Origin of the sequence: Methanoculleus caldifontis (assembly GCF_032842345.1) — an archaeon.
GTDB classification, from domain to species: domain Archaea; phylum Halobacteriota; class Methanomicrobia; order Methanomicrobiales; family Methanoculleaceae; genus Methanoculleus; species Methanoculleus caldifontis.
This window is the reverse complement of record NZ_WBKO01000003.1, coordinates 19,323-34,704: the sequence shown is the minus strand read 5'-3', so window position 1 is coordinate 34,704 and position 15,382 is coordinate 19,323. Positions and strand designations below refer to the sequence as shown.

General features: G+C 62.3%; 20 protein-coding genes and 2 tRNA genes. All 22 read left to right on the top strand.

The window, feature by feature from the left end:
• Positions 1–10: 10 nt before the first annotated feature.
• Positions 11–958 (top strand): CBS domain-containing protein, encoded by a 948-nt coding sequence (locus tag F8E02_RS11890; RefSeq protein ID WP_317066042.1) that lies wholly within the window; start codon positions 11–13, stop codon positions 956–958.
• A gap of 7 nt (positions 959–965) precedes the next feature.
• Positions 966–1,805 carry a CBS domain-containing protein gene (locus tag F8E02_RS11885; protein WP_317065809.1) on the top strand — a complete coding sequence of 280 codons (840 nt, stop codon included), beginning with the start codon at positions 966–968 and terminating at the stop codon, positions 1,803–1,805.
• Positions 1,802–2,584 (top strand): CBS domain-containing protein, encoded by a 783-nt coding sequence (locus F8E02_RS11880; RefSeq protein ID WP_317065808.1) that lies wholly within the window; start codon positions 1,802–1,804, stop codon positions 2,582–2,584. Before F8E02_RS11885 ends, F8E02_RS11880 begins: the two co-directional genes overlap by 4 nt.
• 796 nt (positions 2,585–3,380) lie before the next feature.
• Positions 3,381–4,346 (top strand): deoxyhypusine synthase, encoded by a 966-nt coding sequence (locus tag F8E02_RS11875; protein ID WP_317065807.1) that lies wholly within the window; start codon positions 3,381–3,383, stop codon positions 4,344–4,346.
• 319 nt (positions 4,347–4,665) lie between these two features.
• Positions 4,666–4,750, top strand: a tRNA-Ser gene (locus tag F8E02_RS11870).
• A gap of 34 nt (positions 4,751–4,784) precedes the next feature.
• Positions 4,785–5,234, top strand: a complete 450-nt coding sequence (locus tag F8E02_RS11865) for a 30S ribosomal protein S13 (protein WP_317065806.1) — start codon at positions 4,785–4,787, stop codon at positions 5,232–5,234.
• A 12-nt stretch (positions 5,235–5,246) separates the two neighbouring features.
• A complete protein-coding gene (locus F8E02_RS11860; RefSeq protein ID WP_317065805.1) occupies positions 5,247–5,792 on the top strand; it encodes a 30S ribosomal protein S4 in 546 nt (181 codons plus the stop codon).
• A gap of 4 nt (positions 5,793–5,796) precedes the next feature.
• The gene (locus F8E02_RS11855) at positions 5,797–6,186 is read left to right on the top strand and encodes a 30S ribosomal protein S11 (protein WP_317065804.1); all 390 of its coding nucleotides are present in this window, start codon (positions 5,797–5,799) and stop codon (positions 6,184–6,186) included.
• Positions 6,186–7,016 (top strand): DNA-directed RNA polymerase subunit D, encoded by an 831-nt coding sequence (locus F8E02_RS11850; protein ID WP_317065803.1) that lies wholly within the window; start codon positions 6,186–6,188, stop codon positions 7,014–7,016. The genes F8E02_RS11855 and F8E02_RS11850 overlap by 1 nt, the downstream gene beginning before the upstream one ends.
• Entirely contained in the window at positions 7,013–7,378 is a 366-nt protein-coding gene (locus tag F8E02_RS11845; protein ID WP_317065802.1) for a 50S ribosomal protein L18e, read from the top strand. The genes F8E02_RS11850 and F8E02_RS11845 overlap by 4 nt, the downstream gene beginning before the upstream one ends.
• A gap of 5 nt (positions 7,379–7,383) precedes the next feature.
• Positions 7,384–7,806 (top strand): 50S ribosomal protein L13, encoded by a 423-nt coding sequence (locus F8E02_RS11840; RefSeq protein ID WP_317065801.1) that lies wholly within the window; start codon positions 7,384–7,386, stop codon positions 7,804–7,806.
• Positions 7,807–7,819: 13 nt separating this feature from the next.
• The gene (locus F8E02_RS11835; protein WP_317065800.1) at positions 7,820–8,221 is read left to right on the top strand and encodes a 30S ribosomal protein S9; all 402 of its coding nucleotides are present in this window, start codon (positions 7,820–7,822) and stop codon (positions 8,219–8,221) included.
• 36 nt (positions 8,222–8,257) lie between these two features.
• Positions 8,258–8,446, top strand: coding sequence for a DNA-directed RNA polymerase subunit N (locus F8E02_RS11830; RefSeq protein ID WP_317065799.1), 189 nt, complete (start codon positions 8,258–8,260; stop codon positions 8,444–8,446).
• Positions 8,447–8,520 (top strand) — tRNA-Pro (locus F8E02_RS11825).
• Between the two features lie 28 nt (positions 8,521–8,548).
• Positions 8,549–8,716, top strand: a complete 168-nt coding sequence (locus tag F8E02_RS11820; protein WP_317065798.1) for a DNA-directed RNA polymerase subunit K — start codon at positions 8,549–8,551, stop codon at positions 8,714–8,716.
• A 7-nt stretch (positions 8,717–8,723) separates the two neighbouring features.
• The gene (eno, locus tag F8E02_RS11815; RefSeq protein ID WP_317065797.1) at positions 8,724–9,911 is read left to right on the top strand and encodes a phosphopyruvate hydratase; all 1,188 of its coding nucleotides are present in this window, start codon (positions 8,724–8,726) and stop codon (positions 9,909–9,911) included.
• Between the two features lies 1 nt (position 9,912).
• Positions 9,913–10,521 (top strand): 30S ribosomal protein S2, encoded by a 609-nt coding sequence (gene rpsB / locus F8E02_RS11810; RefSeq protein ID WP_317065796.1) that lies wholly within the window; start codon positions 9,913–9,915, stop codon positions 10,519–10,521.
• 27 nt (positions 10,522–10,548) lie between these two features.
• Positions 10,549–11,337, top strand: a complete 789-nt coding sequence (gene amrB / locus F8E02_RS11805; protein ID WP_317065794.1) for an AmmeMemoRadiSam system protein B — start codon at positions 10,549–10,551, stop codon at positions 11,335–11,337.
• On the top strand, positions 11,338–12,207 hold the full coding sequence (mvk, locus tag F8E02_RS11800; RefSeq protein ID WP_317065793.1) for a mevalonate kinase: 870 nt from the start codon (positions 11,338–11,340) through the stop codon (positions 12,205–12,207). It abuts the gene before it with no gap.
• Positions 12,200–12,961 (top strand): isopentenyl phosphate kinase, encoded by a 762-nt coding sequence (locus tag F8E02_RS11795; protein ID WP_317065792.1) that lies wholly within the window; start codon positions 12,200–12,202, stop codon positions 12,959–12,961. The genes mvk and F8E02_RS11795 overlap by 8 nt, the downstream gene beginning before the upstream one ends.
• Entirely contained in the window at positions 12,958–14,010 is a 1,053-nt protein-coding gene (gene fni, locus F8E02_RS11790) for a type 2 isopentenyl-diphosphate Delta-isomerase (RefSeq protein WP_317065791.1), read from the top strand. The genes F8E02_RS11795 and fni overlap by 4 nt, the downstream gene beginning before the upstream one ends.
• A gap of 30 nt (positions 14,011–14,040) precedes the next feature.
• Positions 14,041–15,378, top strand: a complete 1,338-nt coding sequence (locus F8E02_RS11785) for an RNase J family beta-CASP ribonuclease (protein ID WP_317065790.1) — start codon at positions 14,041–14,043, stop codon at positions 15,376–15,378.
• The last annotated feature ends 4 nt before the right edge of the window (positions 15,379–15,382 follow it).

The window sequence follows — 15,382 nt, the reverse complement described above, 5'->3', positions numbered from 1 at the left end:
GAGTGATATGATGCAACCGAACAACAATAACGCTGAGAGAAACCCGGCCGACAGGCTCCTGAAGATGCCGGGCAGACGCGATCGCGGGCCTGTCAACTTCAAGACACGGATAGCCGGGAACGAGGGCGAGATCATGGCGATCGCGACGCGCTCCGTCGTGACGGCGCAACAGACCACCCCGATCATCCAGGCGGTCGAGATCATGACTCGCGAAGGGTTCCGCAGGCTGCCGGTCGTCGACGCCGGGACCCACCGCCTTCGGGGGATCGTGACCGTCGGCGATATCATCAACTTCATGGGCGGCGGCGACAAGTTCAACCTGGTACAGGTGAAGCACGGGGGGAACTTCCTTGCGGCCATCAACGAGGGGCTGCGCGAGATCATGACCCCGCAGCTGGTCACCATGCCCGTCACCGGGAGCATCGCCGACGCCGTCGACGTCATCATCAACCGGAATATCGGCGGGATCCCCATCGTCAACGGGGAGGAGGACTTAAAAGGCATCGTGACCGAGCGTGACGTGCTCAGGGTACTCACCACCGAGAACTCGACCCGCAAGGTCGAAGATGTCATGAGGGCCTCGGTCCGGGTCACGAACCCCAACGCCTCGATCGAGAGCGTCTGCAAGGAGATGGTGAAGTGCCGGTTCCGGCGACTCCCGGTCGTTGCTGACGACGTCCTCTGCGGGATCGTCACCGCCACCGATATCATGACCTACCTCGGGAAGGGCAAGGTCTTTGAGCGGCTGACGACCGGCGACTCCGCCGAGGTGATGGGAACGCCGGTGCGGTCGCTCCTCTCAGGAGAACTCCACACCACCACGCCGGACCGGAACATCCACGAGATTGCCGTCGATATGATCCGGCGGCGCGTCGGGGCGCTGCCCGTCATCGAAGACGCCCACCTCGTCGGGCTCGTGACGGAGTACGACCTTGTGAAAGCATTTTCCGAGGAGTGAGAAGAGCATGCGTGCCATAGATGTGATGTCCGCACCGGTGTACGTCGTTGCACCGGGCGACAACGTCGCCTACGCGCGGCGGCTGATGCTGAAGCACCGCGTATCGAGGCTGCCGGTGATGGAAGGAGACGAACTGAAGGGTATCCTCACCAAGAAGGATATCGCCTACCGACTCAGGCAGACGGAGCCGATGTGGCGGCGGCGCCCGATCGACCGGATCCCGGTCAGTATCCTGATGGCACAGGGGGTGATCACCGTCGCGCCGGAGACCAGCGTCCGGACCATTGCGGCGACGATGCTCGACCGCGACATCTCGGGGCTGCCGGTCGTCGAAGAGGGGAAGGTGGTCGGCATCGTGACGAAGAGGGACGTCATGCGGTCGGCCCACGTGGGAGGGCTCTCCGCCCGGGTCGACGAGACCATGGAAGATGCGGCCACGGTGAACCGCTATCACTCGTTAGACCACGTCATTGACACGATTAAGGGAAAAAACGATAAACTTATTGTTGTTAACGACAATGGTAGCCTTGCGGGCATTATCACTGAGAGTAACCTTGCATTCTACGAGTACCAGGACGAGCGGACGAACCTGCCCCGCAGGGATGTGACGCACCTCCGGAAGGAGGAGCCGGCAGGCCAGAAACGCTTCAGGTACGTCGTAGAGGTATCGGCAGTCGCAGAGGACATCATGAGCCGCCCGGTCGTCACCATCCGTCCCGACGCGTCCCTCCAGGATGCGGTCGGGCTGATGCTTGAGAACGGCATCAACAGCCTCGTCGTCACGGAGGGCGACGATATGCGGGGCATGCTCAAGAGAGATGATATCATCAAGGAAGTGGCAAAATGAGCGAGAAATTTCAGTTACTTGTCAAGGACGTGATGGCAAAACCCGTCACCATCGCAAAATCCGCCTTTATCAGCGAAGCGCTCGATAAGATGCTCGGCGAGGGTGTCGACCCGCTGATCGTGACCAATAACGGCGCGGTCATCGGCACCACGTCGAGGGCGGCTATCGCCGAGACGCTCGGGAGCAGGAAGACCCAGGCGCTGAAAGCCACATCCATCCATGTCGCGAACACGGTCGAGGAGAACTTCACCTCCGCATACCCGGACCAGGGCATCGACGTCCTGGTGCCGCTGCTCCAGCGCTACAAACTCGTTGTGGTGCTGGACGCCGACCACCGCCTGATCGGGCAGGTGACTGCAGGGGACCTCCTGAAGGTGCTCCGGCCGGCCGGCGGCACCCTGGACGTCATGGAGCCGGTGCACACCATCCAGGTCGAGGAGCGGGCCGTCCACCTCCGCCGGAGGATGCTCGACAACGAGATCAACCGGTTCATCGTCGAGGACGGCGACACCGTTCTCGGTATCGTCACGGAGACCGACGTCGCAAAGGCGCTCCACGCCATCAAGGACCTCGTGGAGGGGACCCACCAGGACTACCGGATCCGGAACCTCCTGGTGCGGGACATCATGACCTCGCCCCTGATCTCGATGGATGCGAGCACGGACGTCTCCGACGTCATCGACCTGATGCTCAAGAAGAGCATCAGCTCCGTCCCGATCATGCAGAACGGCAAAATTGCCGGCCTCGTGACCCGGAACTCGCTTGTCCAGGCCCTGTGAGACGGGGCCTCCCATATCAACTCTTTTTTTCGGGCGGCCGGCCGCGATATTCTGATTCGCTCATCTAGCTGTGTTACTACAAGCCCACGCACGGGTTCTTATCGGACTGCGCACCTGACGGGGCTCACGCTCACTCCGTTCGCGCCTCAAAGACCTTCGGTCGCACTCCGGAGTTTCCTTCGCGGCTTCGCGGCTTCGCGCCTTCGCGTGAGACCCCGTCAGTATCCCGTACTTTCACTCACGCGAAGCCGCGAAGAACGCGAAGTGCGACTGCCTGCAGGGCAGGAGCATGAGCACCGTCAGGTGCGAAGTGCGAGCAAAGCGAGCATGAGAAGCCCTCAGGCTTCGAAGCGTGAACGAAGTGAGCATGAGAAGCCCTCAGGCTTCGAAGCGTGAACGAAGTGAGCATGAGAAGCCCTCAGGCTTCGAAGCGTGAACGAAGTGAGCATGAGAAGCCCTCAGGCTTCGAAGAACGACGCTCCTGCGGAGCGGAGTTGGAGCACCGGAGGTGCGACTTGCGAGCAAAGCGAGCATGAGCACCGCCAGGTGCGAAGAACGCGAAGTCAGGTAGGTCCGTTGAGCGGGAGCATCATCGTAGACAGGGCGACGCCGGGGATGGCGACAGGGGGCGGCCCGGAGGCAGGTCTCCCTCACCGCGCCCCCACCTACAATATAAGATAGTTCCAGAACCCCGACCCCCGCTCGCACCCGCCGGTGCTCGAGCTCCTTCCCCGATGAGCGAGCCGCCCCCCAACCATTAATACACCATAGCCAGAAACGGATACCAGGATTTTCCATGAAACCAACGCAGCCAGTCAAACCGAACAGGGATGTAACGGCACTCCTTGAGTCTATGAGCAAGACCGGCTTTCAGGGGCGAAAGCTCGGGGAGTCGCTCGGCATCTGGACCGGGATGGTCAGAGATCCGGACTGCACGATCTTCATGGGGCTGTCGGGAGCGATGATCCCGGCAGGTATGCAGAACATCCTGATCGAACTCGTCAGGCACCGCTACATCGACGTCCTGGTCTCGACGGGCGCAAACATCTTCCACGACACCTGCGAGCACCTCGGCGTCCGCCACTACCTCGGCCACCACCACGCCGACGATGCCGCGCTTCTCGAGAAGGGGATCGACCGCATCTACGACGTCTTCGCGTATGAAGAGGAGTTCAGGGGCATCGACGCCGAGATCTCGAAGTTCGCCGACGAGATTGCACCGTTCAGGGGCTCGTCGCGCGAGTTCATCCGGCTCCTCGGGGAGTGGCTCCGCGAACGGCGGCCGGAAGGCCAGTCGCTCGTCGCCACCTGCGCCGAGTACGGCGTCCCGATCTTCATCCCCGCCCTCGGCGACTCCTCCATCGGGATCGGCCTCGTCATGGCCCGCCGGCGCGGGGTCGACGTCGACATCGACCAGCTCGCCGACACCGACGAGATCACGCGGATGGTCGAGGAGTCGAAGAAGACCGGGGTCATCTACGTCGGCGGCGGCGTCCCGAAGAACTTCATCCAGCAGACCCAGGTCATCGCCTCGATCCACGAGCAGCACCTCGGCGGCCACGCCTACGCCATCCAGTACACCACCGACGCCCCCCACTGGGGCGGGCTCTCCGGGTGCACGTTTGAAGAGGCGATCAGCTGGGGCAAGGAGGCGCCGGCGTGCCCGCGCGTCCAGTGTTTCTGCGACGCCACGATCGCGCTCCCCATCGTCGCGTCGGGGTTGATCGGCAGCGGTGTCGAGCGGGCCCCCCGGTCGCCCTGACGGAAACCGCGGGTTGATTCTCGGGCTCACGCGAAGCCGCGAAGAACGCGAAGTCAGGGTTAGCAGCCCTTTCGCGGCTTCGCGGCTTCGCGTGAGGCATTGGTGCAAGGGGTGACGACGGCACGGGCTCATGCCCGTCAGGTGCAGGTTACGGCTCGCGAAGGATGCCTTTGGAGGCCGGCGCCACCTGCCATCCCGGTCCCGGGCCACCACAATTATTATTAGTCTGCCGTACCAAAATCTATAGGCACAAGTCATAGAATGCTGTGTCTGGAGCAACACCTGTGTGTTGCGAGTATCGAAAGATGCGAAGTTCTATGTTGAGGTAGCCAAGCCTGGTATGGCGCAGGTTTGCTAAACCTGTGTCCCCCTGGGACTCGAGGGTTCAAATCCCTCCCTCAGCGCTTTCACCGACAACGTCGATGATGAGGCGATCACATGGATGAAGAAGAGATAAAGTACTTTGTTCGAGTCAGGAACACCGATCTCGACGGCACCAAGAGGGTGCACATCGCACTGACCGGCATCATGGGCATCGGTCCGCACACCTCGCGCACCATCGCCGCCCTCGCCAAGGTCGATCCCCTTGCCGTGCTCGGTAAGATGGACGACGAGTCCGTCGCCCGGATCTCAAACGTAGTCGACACCTACCTTGAGCAGGTGCCCGCCTGGATGGCCAACCGCAAGAAAGACGTCTACACCGGAGAAGTTCGGCACCTCCTCGGCACCGACCTCTCCATGATGAACGAGGACGACGTCAACCGCATGAGGAAGATGCGCAGCTACCGCGGCATCCGGCACGAGACGGGACAGAAGGTCCGTGGCCAGCGCACCAAGTCCACCGGCAGAACGGGCACGACCGTCGGCGTCAAGAGAAAGAAGGACTAATTGGGTGATTGAATGGGATACCCCGGAAAGAACCACAAGCAGTACGCGACGCCCAAGCGGCGGTTCGAGAAGACGAGACTTGAGGACGAGAAGCGGCTCCTCATCGACTATGGCCTGCGGAACAAGCGCGAACTCTGGAAGGCCCAGAGCGTGCTGCGGAAGTACCGCGCCGCCGCCCGTGAGCTTGTAGCGCTCCGGTCGGGAGGCCTCTCAGAGGACTACCAGAAGAAGCGGGACGAGCTCGTCAACCACCTCTACCGCTACGGCCTCGTCGGCGAGGGTGCCGACATCGGCGAAGTTCTCGCGCTCAAAGTCGAGCAGCAGCTCGACCGCCGCCTCCAGACGCTGGTCCTCCGCAGAGGATTCGCCCGCTCCCCCAAGCAGGCCCGCCAGTTCATCGTCCACGGACACATCGCGATCGGCGGCCGCCGGGTAACCATCCCGGGATACCGGGTCGCACGGGCAGAGGAGCAGGAGATCACCTACTACGGCCCCTCCCCGCTCATGAACGACGTCCACCCCGAGAGAAGCCGGATCGCCCGCGCAGGAGTGAGGTAAAACCATGGCAGAAGAGAAATGGGGCATCGCGCACATCTTTGCCTCCTTTAACAATACCATCATCACCATCACCGACCTCTCCGGGGCCGAGACGGTCACCAAGAGCAGCGGCGGCATGGTCGTGAAGCAGGACAGAAACGAGAGCTCTCCTTACGCAGCCATGCAGATGGCAATCCAGGTCGCACAGAACGCCCGCGACAAGGGGATCGTCGGTGTCCACGTCAAGGTGCGCGCACCCGGACGCGGCAAGCAGCGGAGCCCCGGTCCCGGCGCTCAGGCAGCCATCCGCGCTCTGGCCCGTGCCGGAATGCGGATCGGCCGCATCGAAGACGTCACCCCGGTCCCCCACGACAGCATCCGCGGAAAGGGCGGCCGGAGAGGAAGGAGAGTGTAATGGAGTTAGCGTTTTCTCGACTGGATGAGAGAGTCGCCAAATTCACCATCAGCGGCGTTTCCACATCGTTCGCCAACATGTTTAGGCGGGCGATGATCAGCGAGGTGCCGACGCTCGCCATCGAAGATGTCCGCATCTACGACAACACAAGCGTCCTCTTCGACGAGATGCTGACGCACCGGCTGGGGCTCATCCCCCTGCGGACCGACCTCAAGGTCTACAAACCGCGCAGCGAGTGTTCCTGCGAGGGCGCCGGGTGCTCAGCCTGCACCGCCACCTACACGCTCTCCGTCGAGGGTCCCAGGACGGTCTGCTCAAGCGACCTCATACCCCAGGACCCCGACGCCGCACCGGCAGAGGAGAAGATCCCCATCATCGACCTCGCCGAGGACCAGAAGATCGTGCTCGAGGCCCAGGCAACCGTCGGCACCGGAAAAGAGCATGCCAAGTGGCAGGCGACGACCGCCTGCGGCTACAAGAACTACCCGGTGATCGCCATCGACGAGCGGTGCGACGGGTGCGGCATGTGCGTCGAAGAGTGCCCGCGCCATGTCCTTGAAGCGGGACAGGGCAGAGTCAGGGTCAAAGCAGGGCAGGAAGAATTCTGCTCCCTCTGCAGGCTCTGCGAGCGGGCATGCCTCGCCGGCGGGATCGGCTCTGAAGCAGCCATCCACATCGGCACCGAGGCAGGGAAATTCATCTTTGTGGTGGAAGGCGACGGATCGATGCCCGTTCGGGAGATCATCGAGAGAGCGCTACAGTATATCCAGAAAGCATCAGACGACCTGGTAGACGTGATGAACGAGATAACGGGAGAGGGGACTGAATGACCAAGACAACCGATAAATCAAACCCCCGGCTGGCCGCCCTCATCGTGACGCTGAAAGACGCGTCGCGGGTGAACGAAGCTAAGATCTGGCGCGAGATCGCACGGAGACTCGATGCGCCCCGGAAGAACTACGCCGAGGTGAACCTCAGCAAGATCGACCGCTACGCGAACGAAGGCGAGACGATCCTGGTGCCGGGCAAGGTGCTCGGCAGCGGTGCGCTCAACCTGCCGGTGAAGATCGCCGCGCTGGACTTCTCTGAGGCCGCCGTGAGCAAGATCACGGGTGCGAACGGGACGTGCATGACTATCGAGGACCTCGTCCGGGATAACCCGGCGGGGAGCAGAATACGGATCCTCAGGTGAGACGGATGGTTACAGTAATCGATGCAGACGGACTACTGCTCGGAAGAATGGCCAGCATCGTCGCGCAGCGTGCGCTCGCGGGCGAAGAGATCGCCATCGTGAATGTGGAGAAGGCAATCATCTCCGGCAGCAGGGCGCAGGTAATTGAGAATTACACCACGAAGCGCGAGCGCGGATCCCGCGAGGGCGGCCCGTTCTTCCCGCGCAGGCCCGACCATATCGTCAAGCGCACCATCCGCGGAATGCTTCCCTACAAGCGCGAGCGCGGTATCGCCGCGTTCAAGCGGATCAAGACCTACGTCGGCGTTCCGGTGGACCTCGTCGGAATGGAGACGGAGTCTCTCGAGTCCGCCCACTTCAGCCGGCTGAGCAGCCCGAGATACGTGACCGTCGGGGCGATAAGCACCAACCTCGGAGCAAAGTATTAAACAGGGTGATGGAATGGCAAAGGTTATCAATACAAGCGGTAAGAGAAAGACGGCAATCGCCCGCGCGACCTTAAAGCCCGGCAACGGCCGGGTCCGCATCAACTCCGTACCTCTCGAGATCTTCGGGACCGAGCTGATTCGCCTGAAGATCGCCGAGCCGCTGCTGCTGATGCCGAACGCGCTCGACGGTGTCGACGCGGCAATCGACGTCGCAGGCGGCGGTACGATGGGCCAGGCCGAGGCAATCCGGACGGCGCTTGCGCGCGGGATTGTGGAATGGCACAACGACCCCCAGATCAAGGAAGCCTTCGTCGCGTACGACCGGACGCTGCTCGTCAATGACTCGCGGCAGAAGGAAACCAAGAAGCCGCACGGCCGCGGTGCACGCGCAAAGTTCCAGAAGTCCTACCGGTGAGGCCGAAAAACATATAAGGGATGCAGGACAACTTATATGATACCAGTACGATGTTTTACATGCGGTAAGGTCGTCTCTACAACCTGGAAGGAGTTCAAGGAGCGACGAGATGCAGGCGAGGATCCAAGACGGATCCTCGACGATCTCGGCCTGGAGCGTTATTGCTGCAGGCGGATGCTGCTGACACACAAAGAACTTGTGGAGGACCTGAATCCGTACCAATGAGGGGTCGTGGGGTAGCCTGGCCATCCTATGGCGTTCGGGATGCTGTGACCTGAGTTCAAATCTCAGCGACCCCATTTATTATTAATGATTTTGAGGCGCACGATGGAATCGTATACCCGGTATGAACGAGCGCGGATCATAGGGGCTCGTGCTCTGCAGATATCGATGGGTGCACCGGTTTTGGTTAACACGACCCGGACAGAGCCGCTTGAGATCGCACTCGCCGAGTTCGATCTAGACGTGATCCCTATTACGGTGAAGAGAAAGTAGTGATCTGATGACGACCATCGAACAGATAACTCTGAGAACAATCCTGGATAGCCGCGGGAATGAGACCGTCGAGGCCGAGATCTACACGGAGAGCGGCTTCGGGCGGGCAGCGGCACCCAGCGGCGCGAGCACCGGGACCTATGAAGCGAAGGTGCGGTCGCCGCGCGAGGCTATCGAGGATGCAAAAAGAACCCTGATTCCATCGCTCATCGGTGAAGACACCCGCGATCAGATCACTTTCGACGCACTGCTCCGCGAGAGCGACGGCACGCCGGACTTCAGTGGCATCGGCGCGAACGTCGCCGTGGCACTCTCCCTTGCCTGTGCAAAGGCGGCCGCATCGTCCCTGAACCTGGAGCTCTTCCGGTATCTGGGCGGCGCGTTCGCGAGCGAGACGCCCCTGCCGCTCGGCAATGTCATCGGCGGCGGCGCGCACGCCCCGAACGCCACGTCGATCCAGGAGTTCCTGGTGGTTCCCACCGGGGCATCCGGCGCGACGGAAGGCGTCTTCGTGAACGCTGCCGTTCACAAGACCGTAAAGAAGATCCTGCAGGAGCGGGGCAAACTCTCCGGCAAAGGAGACGAGGGTGCCTGGGCACCTGCAATCTCCGATGTCGAGGCGTTCGAGATCATCAGCGAGGCGATCGCCACGGTCTCCGACGAGACGAACGTCGAGGTCCGGATGGGCGTCGACGTCGCGGCGAGCGAACTCTGGGACGGCGAGCGCTACCGCTATCGGGACGCTGCGCGGACCCGCGAGGACCAGATCGCCTACATGGCAGACCTCGTCGACCGCTACAACCTCGTCTACGTCGAGGACCCCCTCTTTGAGGAGGACTTCGAGGCGTTTGCCGAGCTGACCGACCAGGTCAGCGACCGCTGCCTGATCTGCGGCGACGACCTCTTCGTGACCAACGTCGAGCGGATCACGAGGGGTATCGAGACCTGCGCGGCAAACTGCGTCCTGATCAAACCAAACCAGATCGGAACGCTCACCGACACCTTCGAGGCTATCCGCCTCGCTCAGGAGAGCGGCATGGAGACCGTCATGAGCCACCGGTCAGGGGAGACCACCGACGCGACGATCGCGCACCTTGCGACCGCGTTCGGATGCATCTTCATCAAGACCGGCGCAGTCGGCGGAGAACGGATAGCAAAGCTGAATGAACTGATTCGTATAGAGGAGCTGATCTAACTTGACTGGAAACGAACTCGAGATTGAACTGAAAGAACCACTGGTGCCCGTTGAAGAGTACCTCGCAGCAGGCGTGCACATCGGCACCCAGCAGAAGAGCAAGGACATGATGAAGTTCATCTACCGCGTCCGCGGGGATGGGCTCTATATCCTGGACATCCAGGCGACCGACGAGCGGATCAAGACTGCGGCGAAGTTCCTCTCGCAGTATGACCCGGCAAAGATCCTGGTCGTCACCTCCCGGCAGTACGGCCAGTACCCGGCACGGAAGTTCGCCGACGCCGTCGGCGGCATGTCGGTCATCGGCCGCTTCATCCCGGGCATGCTCACCAACCAGCGCCTGAACAAATACATCGAGCCCGAAGTGGTCATCGTGACCGACCCCATCGGCGACTCCCAGGCGATCACCGAGGCGGTGCAGGCGGGTATCCCGATCGTCGCCCTCTGCGACACCAACAACATGACCAAGTACGTCGACGTGGTCATCCCGACGAACAATAAGGGCAGAAAGGCGCTCTCGATGATCTACTACCTCCTGACCAAAGAGATGCTCCGTGCGCGCGGTGTGACCACATCGCTCACCCCTGAAGACTTTGAGACAGAGTTATAAGATAGAAGGCACAAGAGCCCGACCTTGATGGATATGCGCCCATGCAGTGTAGCGGGAATGTTCTATCCTGCCGAGCCCAGGCATCTGGAGCAGCTGCTGGAGACATTCTTCCAGAAGAGGGGCCCGGGCCTCGACGCCCGGGGGATCGTCTCCCCCCACGCGGGCTACATCTATTCGGGGGAGACGGCGGCCTGTGCTTTCTCTACCATCCCGCCTGATTTTGACGGCACGTTCGTCGTCATCGGCCCGAGCCACCGGGGGTACATGACCTGTGCCTCCGCGGTGCCGTGGGAGACGCCGCTTGGACTCGTCGACGTCGATACGGCGTTCGTCGAGGCACTGGGTATCGAGATCGACGAGATCTCGCACCGGAACGAACACTCCGTCGAGGTCCAGATGCCGATCATCAAGTACCGGTTCCCGCGGGCGCGGGTCGCCCCCGTCCTGATGGGGGACCAGCGCTCCGAGGCGGCGGCTGCCCTTGCGGAGAAAGTCCTCCGGGCGATCGAGCGCACGGGAAGGGATGTGCGCATCGTCGCCTCAAGCGACTTCTCGCATTACGTCCCGGACGCGACGGCCCGACAACACGACCTCTACGCGATCGAGGCGCTCAGAACCCTGGACGTGCCGGAGTTTTACCGGCGGCTCCAGGAGACGGGAGCGACAGCCTGCGGTTACGGCCCCATAGCAACGACGTGCATCGCCTGCCGGTCGCTCGGTGCGACACGGGCGGAACTGTTGCGGTACACGACGAGCGGCGACGTGACGGAAGACCTCGATCAGGTAGTGGGGTATGCTGCGATAGCGGTGGTGTGATTGGCAACGTGGAGCGCGCCGGGCAAGGTCTTCCTCTTTGGAGAGCATGCCGTGGTCTATGGGAAACCGGGCGTCGCGATGGCGATAAAACCCCGTGTCTACGTCACGGTGAGGAAGTCGCGAAATCCGACACGCGCGAAGTCTCCCTACATCGATGAATGCTTCCGGAGGATGGGCGTCAGAGGCAGCGTCTACATCCACTCCCAGCTCCAGAGTTCGTCGGGGCTCGGCTCTTCGGCCGCGGTGACGGTGGCGACGCTCTGCGCGATCAACGACGAGTTCGGGATCGGCCGCAGCCGGGACGAGATCGCGGATATCGCGTTCAATATCGAGAAGAAGGTCCAGAACGGGCGGGCAAGCCCTACCGACACCTACGTCTCGACAAACGGCGGGATGGTGCTCATCACCGGGAACTCCAAGCGCCGTCTCCCGCCGCAGGGCCTGCAGGTCGTCGTGGGAAACACCCTGGTGCCGCACAGCACCGCAAAGATGGTCGAGCAGGTAGGAAGCCTGCAGAAGAAGCACCCGGATGTCGCAAACCCGATACTCGATGCCATCGGGGCCCTGACGCTTGCCGCGCTGCACAGCATCAATAACCCGAAGGAGCTCGGGCAGTATATGGACATGAACAACGCCCTCCTGGAGGCGCTGGGCGTGGGGCACCCCGCGAGCAGCAAACTCGTGCTTGCGGCGAGGGCGAGCGGCGCCTACGGCGCGAAGATCACCGGTGCCGGCGGCGGCGGGTGCATCATCGCCCTCTGTCCCCGGCGCTCGAAGAGCCGGGTTGCCGGGGCCATCGAGGCCTGCGAAGGCAAGGCGATCATCACGACGATCGATACGGACGGCGCGAGAAAAGAGAAGCATGACTGAGACCGTGGTACTGAAACTGGGGGGCAGCGTGATCACCGATAAATCCGGTGAATGCGCCATCGATCACGCCCGCCTGCGCGAGATCGCGGCACACCTTGCCGCGCGGGGAGCAGCGGCACTCGTCCTCGTCCACGGCGCGGGGTCGTGCGGGCACCCGGAGGCCCGGCGCTACCGTATCGGCGACGGCCTGACCGGGGAGAACGTCCCCGGAATCTATGAGACGCACGCGGCCGTCTCACGCCTGAACGCCGCGGTCGTCGGATCTCTGCGGGATGCAGGGGTCGAAGCGATCGGTATCCACCCGCTCGACCTCGGTCTCGCCGAAGGCGGACGGCTGGTCTCGTTCGAGACCCGCCACATCGTCGAGATGACAGAACACGGGATTGTGCCCGTGCTGCACGGCGACGTGGTGATGGACCGTCTGCAGGGGTCCTGCATCGTGTCGGGCGACCAGCTCGTGACCCGGCTTGCCGTCGAACTCTCGAGCAGGCGCGTGGGACTTGCGACGGACGTTCCCGGCGTCCTCCAGAACGGGTCGGTCGTCCCGCGCATCGACCGGGAGAATGTTGCGACGCTCGATATCGGCGGGTCGGGGAAGACCGACGTGACCGGGGGCATGCGGGGAAAGATCATGGAACTCCTCGAGCTTGCCGACGCCGGGATCGAGTCGCATATATTCCACGTATCAAAGATAGACAGGTTCCTGGACGATACCGGACACGGGGGAACGACCATCGGAAGGGATGCGCCATGACGGGAGAGACCGTCACGTCGTCAAGGAAACGGGACCACCTGGTCATCTGCGCCGAAAAGCCCATAGAGGCAGGCGATGCCGGGTTCTCCGACGTCCGGCTGGTCCACAACGCCCTTCCCGAATGCGACATGGACACGATCGATACCAGAGCCAGGTTCCTCGGCGCGACACTCGGCTCCCCTCTCTTCATTGCAGCGATGACCGGAGGACACCCGGACACCCTGGAGGTGAACCGGCGGCTCGCACGCGCGGCCGAACGGTTCAACCTCGGCATGGGCGTCGGTTCTCAGCGAGCGGCACTGGAGAAGCCCGAACTGGAGGGGAGTTTCACCATCGTGCGCGAGGAGGCGCCACATGCCTTCCTCTGCGCCAACCTGGGGATCATCCAGCTCCGCGACCACGGCATCGAGTGGGCGGAACGGGCCGTCGAGATGATCGACGCACAGGCGATCGCCATCCATGTCAATTCGCTTCAGGAAGCGATCCAGCCGGAGGGCGATCACAACGCGGAGGGGAGCCTTGAAGCGCTCCGGAGCCTCTGTGAGGAGTTCTCCCGTCCGGTCATCGTGAAGGAAACCGGCTCCGGCATAGCTGCCGGAACTGCAAGGGCAATCTGGGGAGCAGGAGCAAGCGCCATTGATATCGGCGGCTACGGAGGGACGTCCTGGGCAAAGATCGAATGCCTGCGGGCGAACGACTCCGACCTTGCCGATCTCGGCGAAGCATTCCTCTCCTGGGGCATACCGACCGTGGTGAGCCTCTGTGAGGTACGGAAGACCGGCGGCCCGATCATCGCAACGGGCGGTCTGCGATCGGGGATCGATATCGCAAAAGCCGTTGCGCTCGGGGCGGATCTGGGGGGCATGGCGCTCCCTCTCTTGAAACCGGCCATGGAGAGCGACGACGCTCTCTTTGCAGCCGTCGAGGCGATACACCGGGAACTCGCGGTCGCGATGTTCCTGACGGGATCCCGCACGGTCGGGAGTCTCGCGCACGCACGGACGTATATCACCGGATTGACCCGGCAGATGATTGAGACCAGCGACTAACAACAAAAAACCATCCAACAAGGAGGCTACATGGATATTGAGATCATAGCAGTGGGCGGGTATAACGAAGTCGGCAGAAATATGACTGCCGTCCGCTGCGGAAAAGAGATTGTCATCTTTGATATGGGCCTGCGTCTCGACCAGGTGATGATCCACGAGGATGCTGACATCGAGAACATGCATTCCCTGGACCTGATCGCGATGAAGGCCATTCCTGATGACACCATCATGAATGCAATAGAGGGGAGTGTCAAGGCGATCGTCTGTTCGCACGGACACCTGGACCATATCGGTGCGATCCCGAAGCTTGCGCACCGCTACAATGCGCCCATCATCAGCACGCCCTATACCTCGGAGCTGATCCGGCAGCAGATCGCCGGGGAGCAGAAGTTCGGGGTGAACAATAAGCTCTTCGCCCTGAAGGCCGGGCAGCGCTACACCATCTCCCCGCACCTGACGCTCGAGTTCGTGCAGGCCCAGCACTCGATCATCGACACCGTCTTCCCGGTCCTGCACACCCCGGAGGGCGCAGTCATCTACGCAAACGACTTCAAGCTCGACCGGACGCCGGTGCTCGGGGCTCCCCCGGACTTCGCGCGGCTGCGCCAGATCGGGAAGGAGGGCGTGATCGCCCTCATCACCGAGAGCGTCAATATCGCCGATAACGGGCGGTGCCCGAGCGAGCGGATCGCGCGGGACCTCGTCAGAGACACCATCACGAGTTACGAGGACGACAAGAGCGCTCTCTTCGTCTCGACGTTCTCCTCGCATATCTCCCGTGTCAAGGCCATCGCCGAGTGCGCCCACGAGATCGGCAGAAAACCGGTCCTGCTCGGCCGGTCGATGGAGCGCTACAGCTCCGCGGCCGAGCAGCTCAAGCTGGTCGGGTTCCCCGAGACCCTCTCGATGTTCGGCAACCGCCGGACCGTGGACCGGACGCTGCGCCGGATCATGAAGACCGGGAAGGACAAGTTCCTCCCGATCGTCACAGGCCACCAGGGAGAGTCGGGCGCGATCCTCACGAGGATCGTGATGGGCGACACCCCCTACAAACTGGAGAAGGGCGACAAGATCCTCTTCTCAGCGAAGGTGATCCCGAACCCGATGAACTACGGGCAGCGCTACCTGGTCGAGGCACGCGCCAAGATGGCGGGCGTGCGGATCTTCGACGAGCTGCACGTTTCGGGCCACGCCTACCGGGAGGACCACTACGAGTTCCTGCACCTCTTGAACCCCCAGCACATCATCCCGTCGCACGGCGACATCGGGATGACCGGAGGGTACGCGAAGTTCGCGGAGGAGATGGGGTACACGCTCGGAAACGACCTCCACGTCGTGAGGAACGGGAACAAGGTGCTGATCAAGTAAGAGA

Coding starts and splice junctions, on each gene's coding strand:
- F8E02_RS11890 (WP_317066042.1), top strand. CDS start 11: ATGCAACCGAACAACAATAACGCTGAGAGAAACCCGGCCGACAGGCTC.
- F8E02_RS11885 (WP_317065809.1), top strand. CDS start 966: ATGCGTGCCATAGATGTGATGTCCGCACCGGTGTACGTCGTTGCACCG.
- F8E02_RS11880 (WP_317065808.1), top strand. CDS start 1,802: ATGAGCGAGAAATTTCAGTTACTTGTCAAGGACGTGATGGCAAAACCC.
- F8E02_RS11875 (WP_317065807.1), top strand. CDS start 3,381: ATGAAACCAACGCAGCCAGTCAAACCGAACAGGGATGTAACGGCACTC.
- F8E02_RS11865 (WP_317065806.1), top strand. CDS start 4,785: ATGGATGAAGAAGAGATAAAGTACTTTGTTCGAGTCAGGAACACCGAT.
- F8E02_RS11860 (WP_317065805.1), top strand. CDS start 5,247: ATGGGATACCCCGGAAAGAACCACAAGCAGTACGCGACGCCCAAGCGG.
- F8E02_RS11855 (WP_317065804.1), top strand. CDS start 5,797: ATGGCAGAAGAGAAATGGGGCATCGCGCACATCTTTGCCTCCTTTAAC.
- F8E02_RS11850 (WP_317065803.1), top strand. CDS start 6,186: ATGGAGTTAGCGTTTTCTCGACTGGATGAGAGAGTCGCCAAATTCACC.
- F8E02_RS11845 (WP_317065802.1), top strand. CDS start 7,013: ATGACCAAGACAACCGATAAATCAAACCCCCGGCTGGCCGCCCTCATC.
- F8E02_RS11840 (WP_317065801.1), top strand. CDS start 7,384: ATGGTTACAGTAATCGATGCAGACGGACTACTGCTCGGAAGAATGGCC.
- F8E02_RS11835 (WP_317065800.1), top strand. CDS start 7,820: ATGGCAAAGGTTATCAATACAAGCGGTAAGAGAAAGACGGCAATCGCC.
- F8E02_RS11830 (WP_317065799.1), top strand. CDS start 8,258: ATGATACCAGTACGATGTTTTACATGCGGTAAGGTCGTCTCTACAACC.
- F8E02_RS11820 (WP_317065798.1), top strand. CDS start 8,549: ATGGAATCGTATACCCGGTATGAACGAGCGCGGATCATAGGGGCTCGT.
- eno (WP_317065797.1), top strand. CDS start 8,724: ATGACGACCATCGAACAGATAACTCTGAGAACAATCCTGGATAGCCGC.
- amrB (WP_317065794.1), top strand. CDS start 10,549: ATGGATATGCGCCCATGCAGTGTAGCGGGAATGTTCTATCCTGCCGAG.
- F8E02_RS11795 (WP_317065792.1), top strand. CDS start 12,200: ATGACTGAGACCGTGGTACTGAAACTGGGGGGCAGCGTGATCACCGAT.
- fni (WP_317065791.1), top strand. CDS start 12,958: ATGACGGGAGAGACCGTCACGTCGTCAAGGAAACGGGACCACCTGGTC.
- F8E02_RS11785 (WP_317065790.1), top strand. CDS start 14,041: ATGGATATTGAGATCATAGCAGTGGGCGGGTATAACGAAGTCGGCAGA.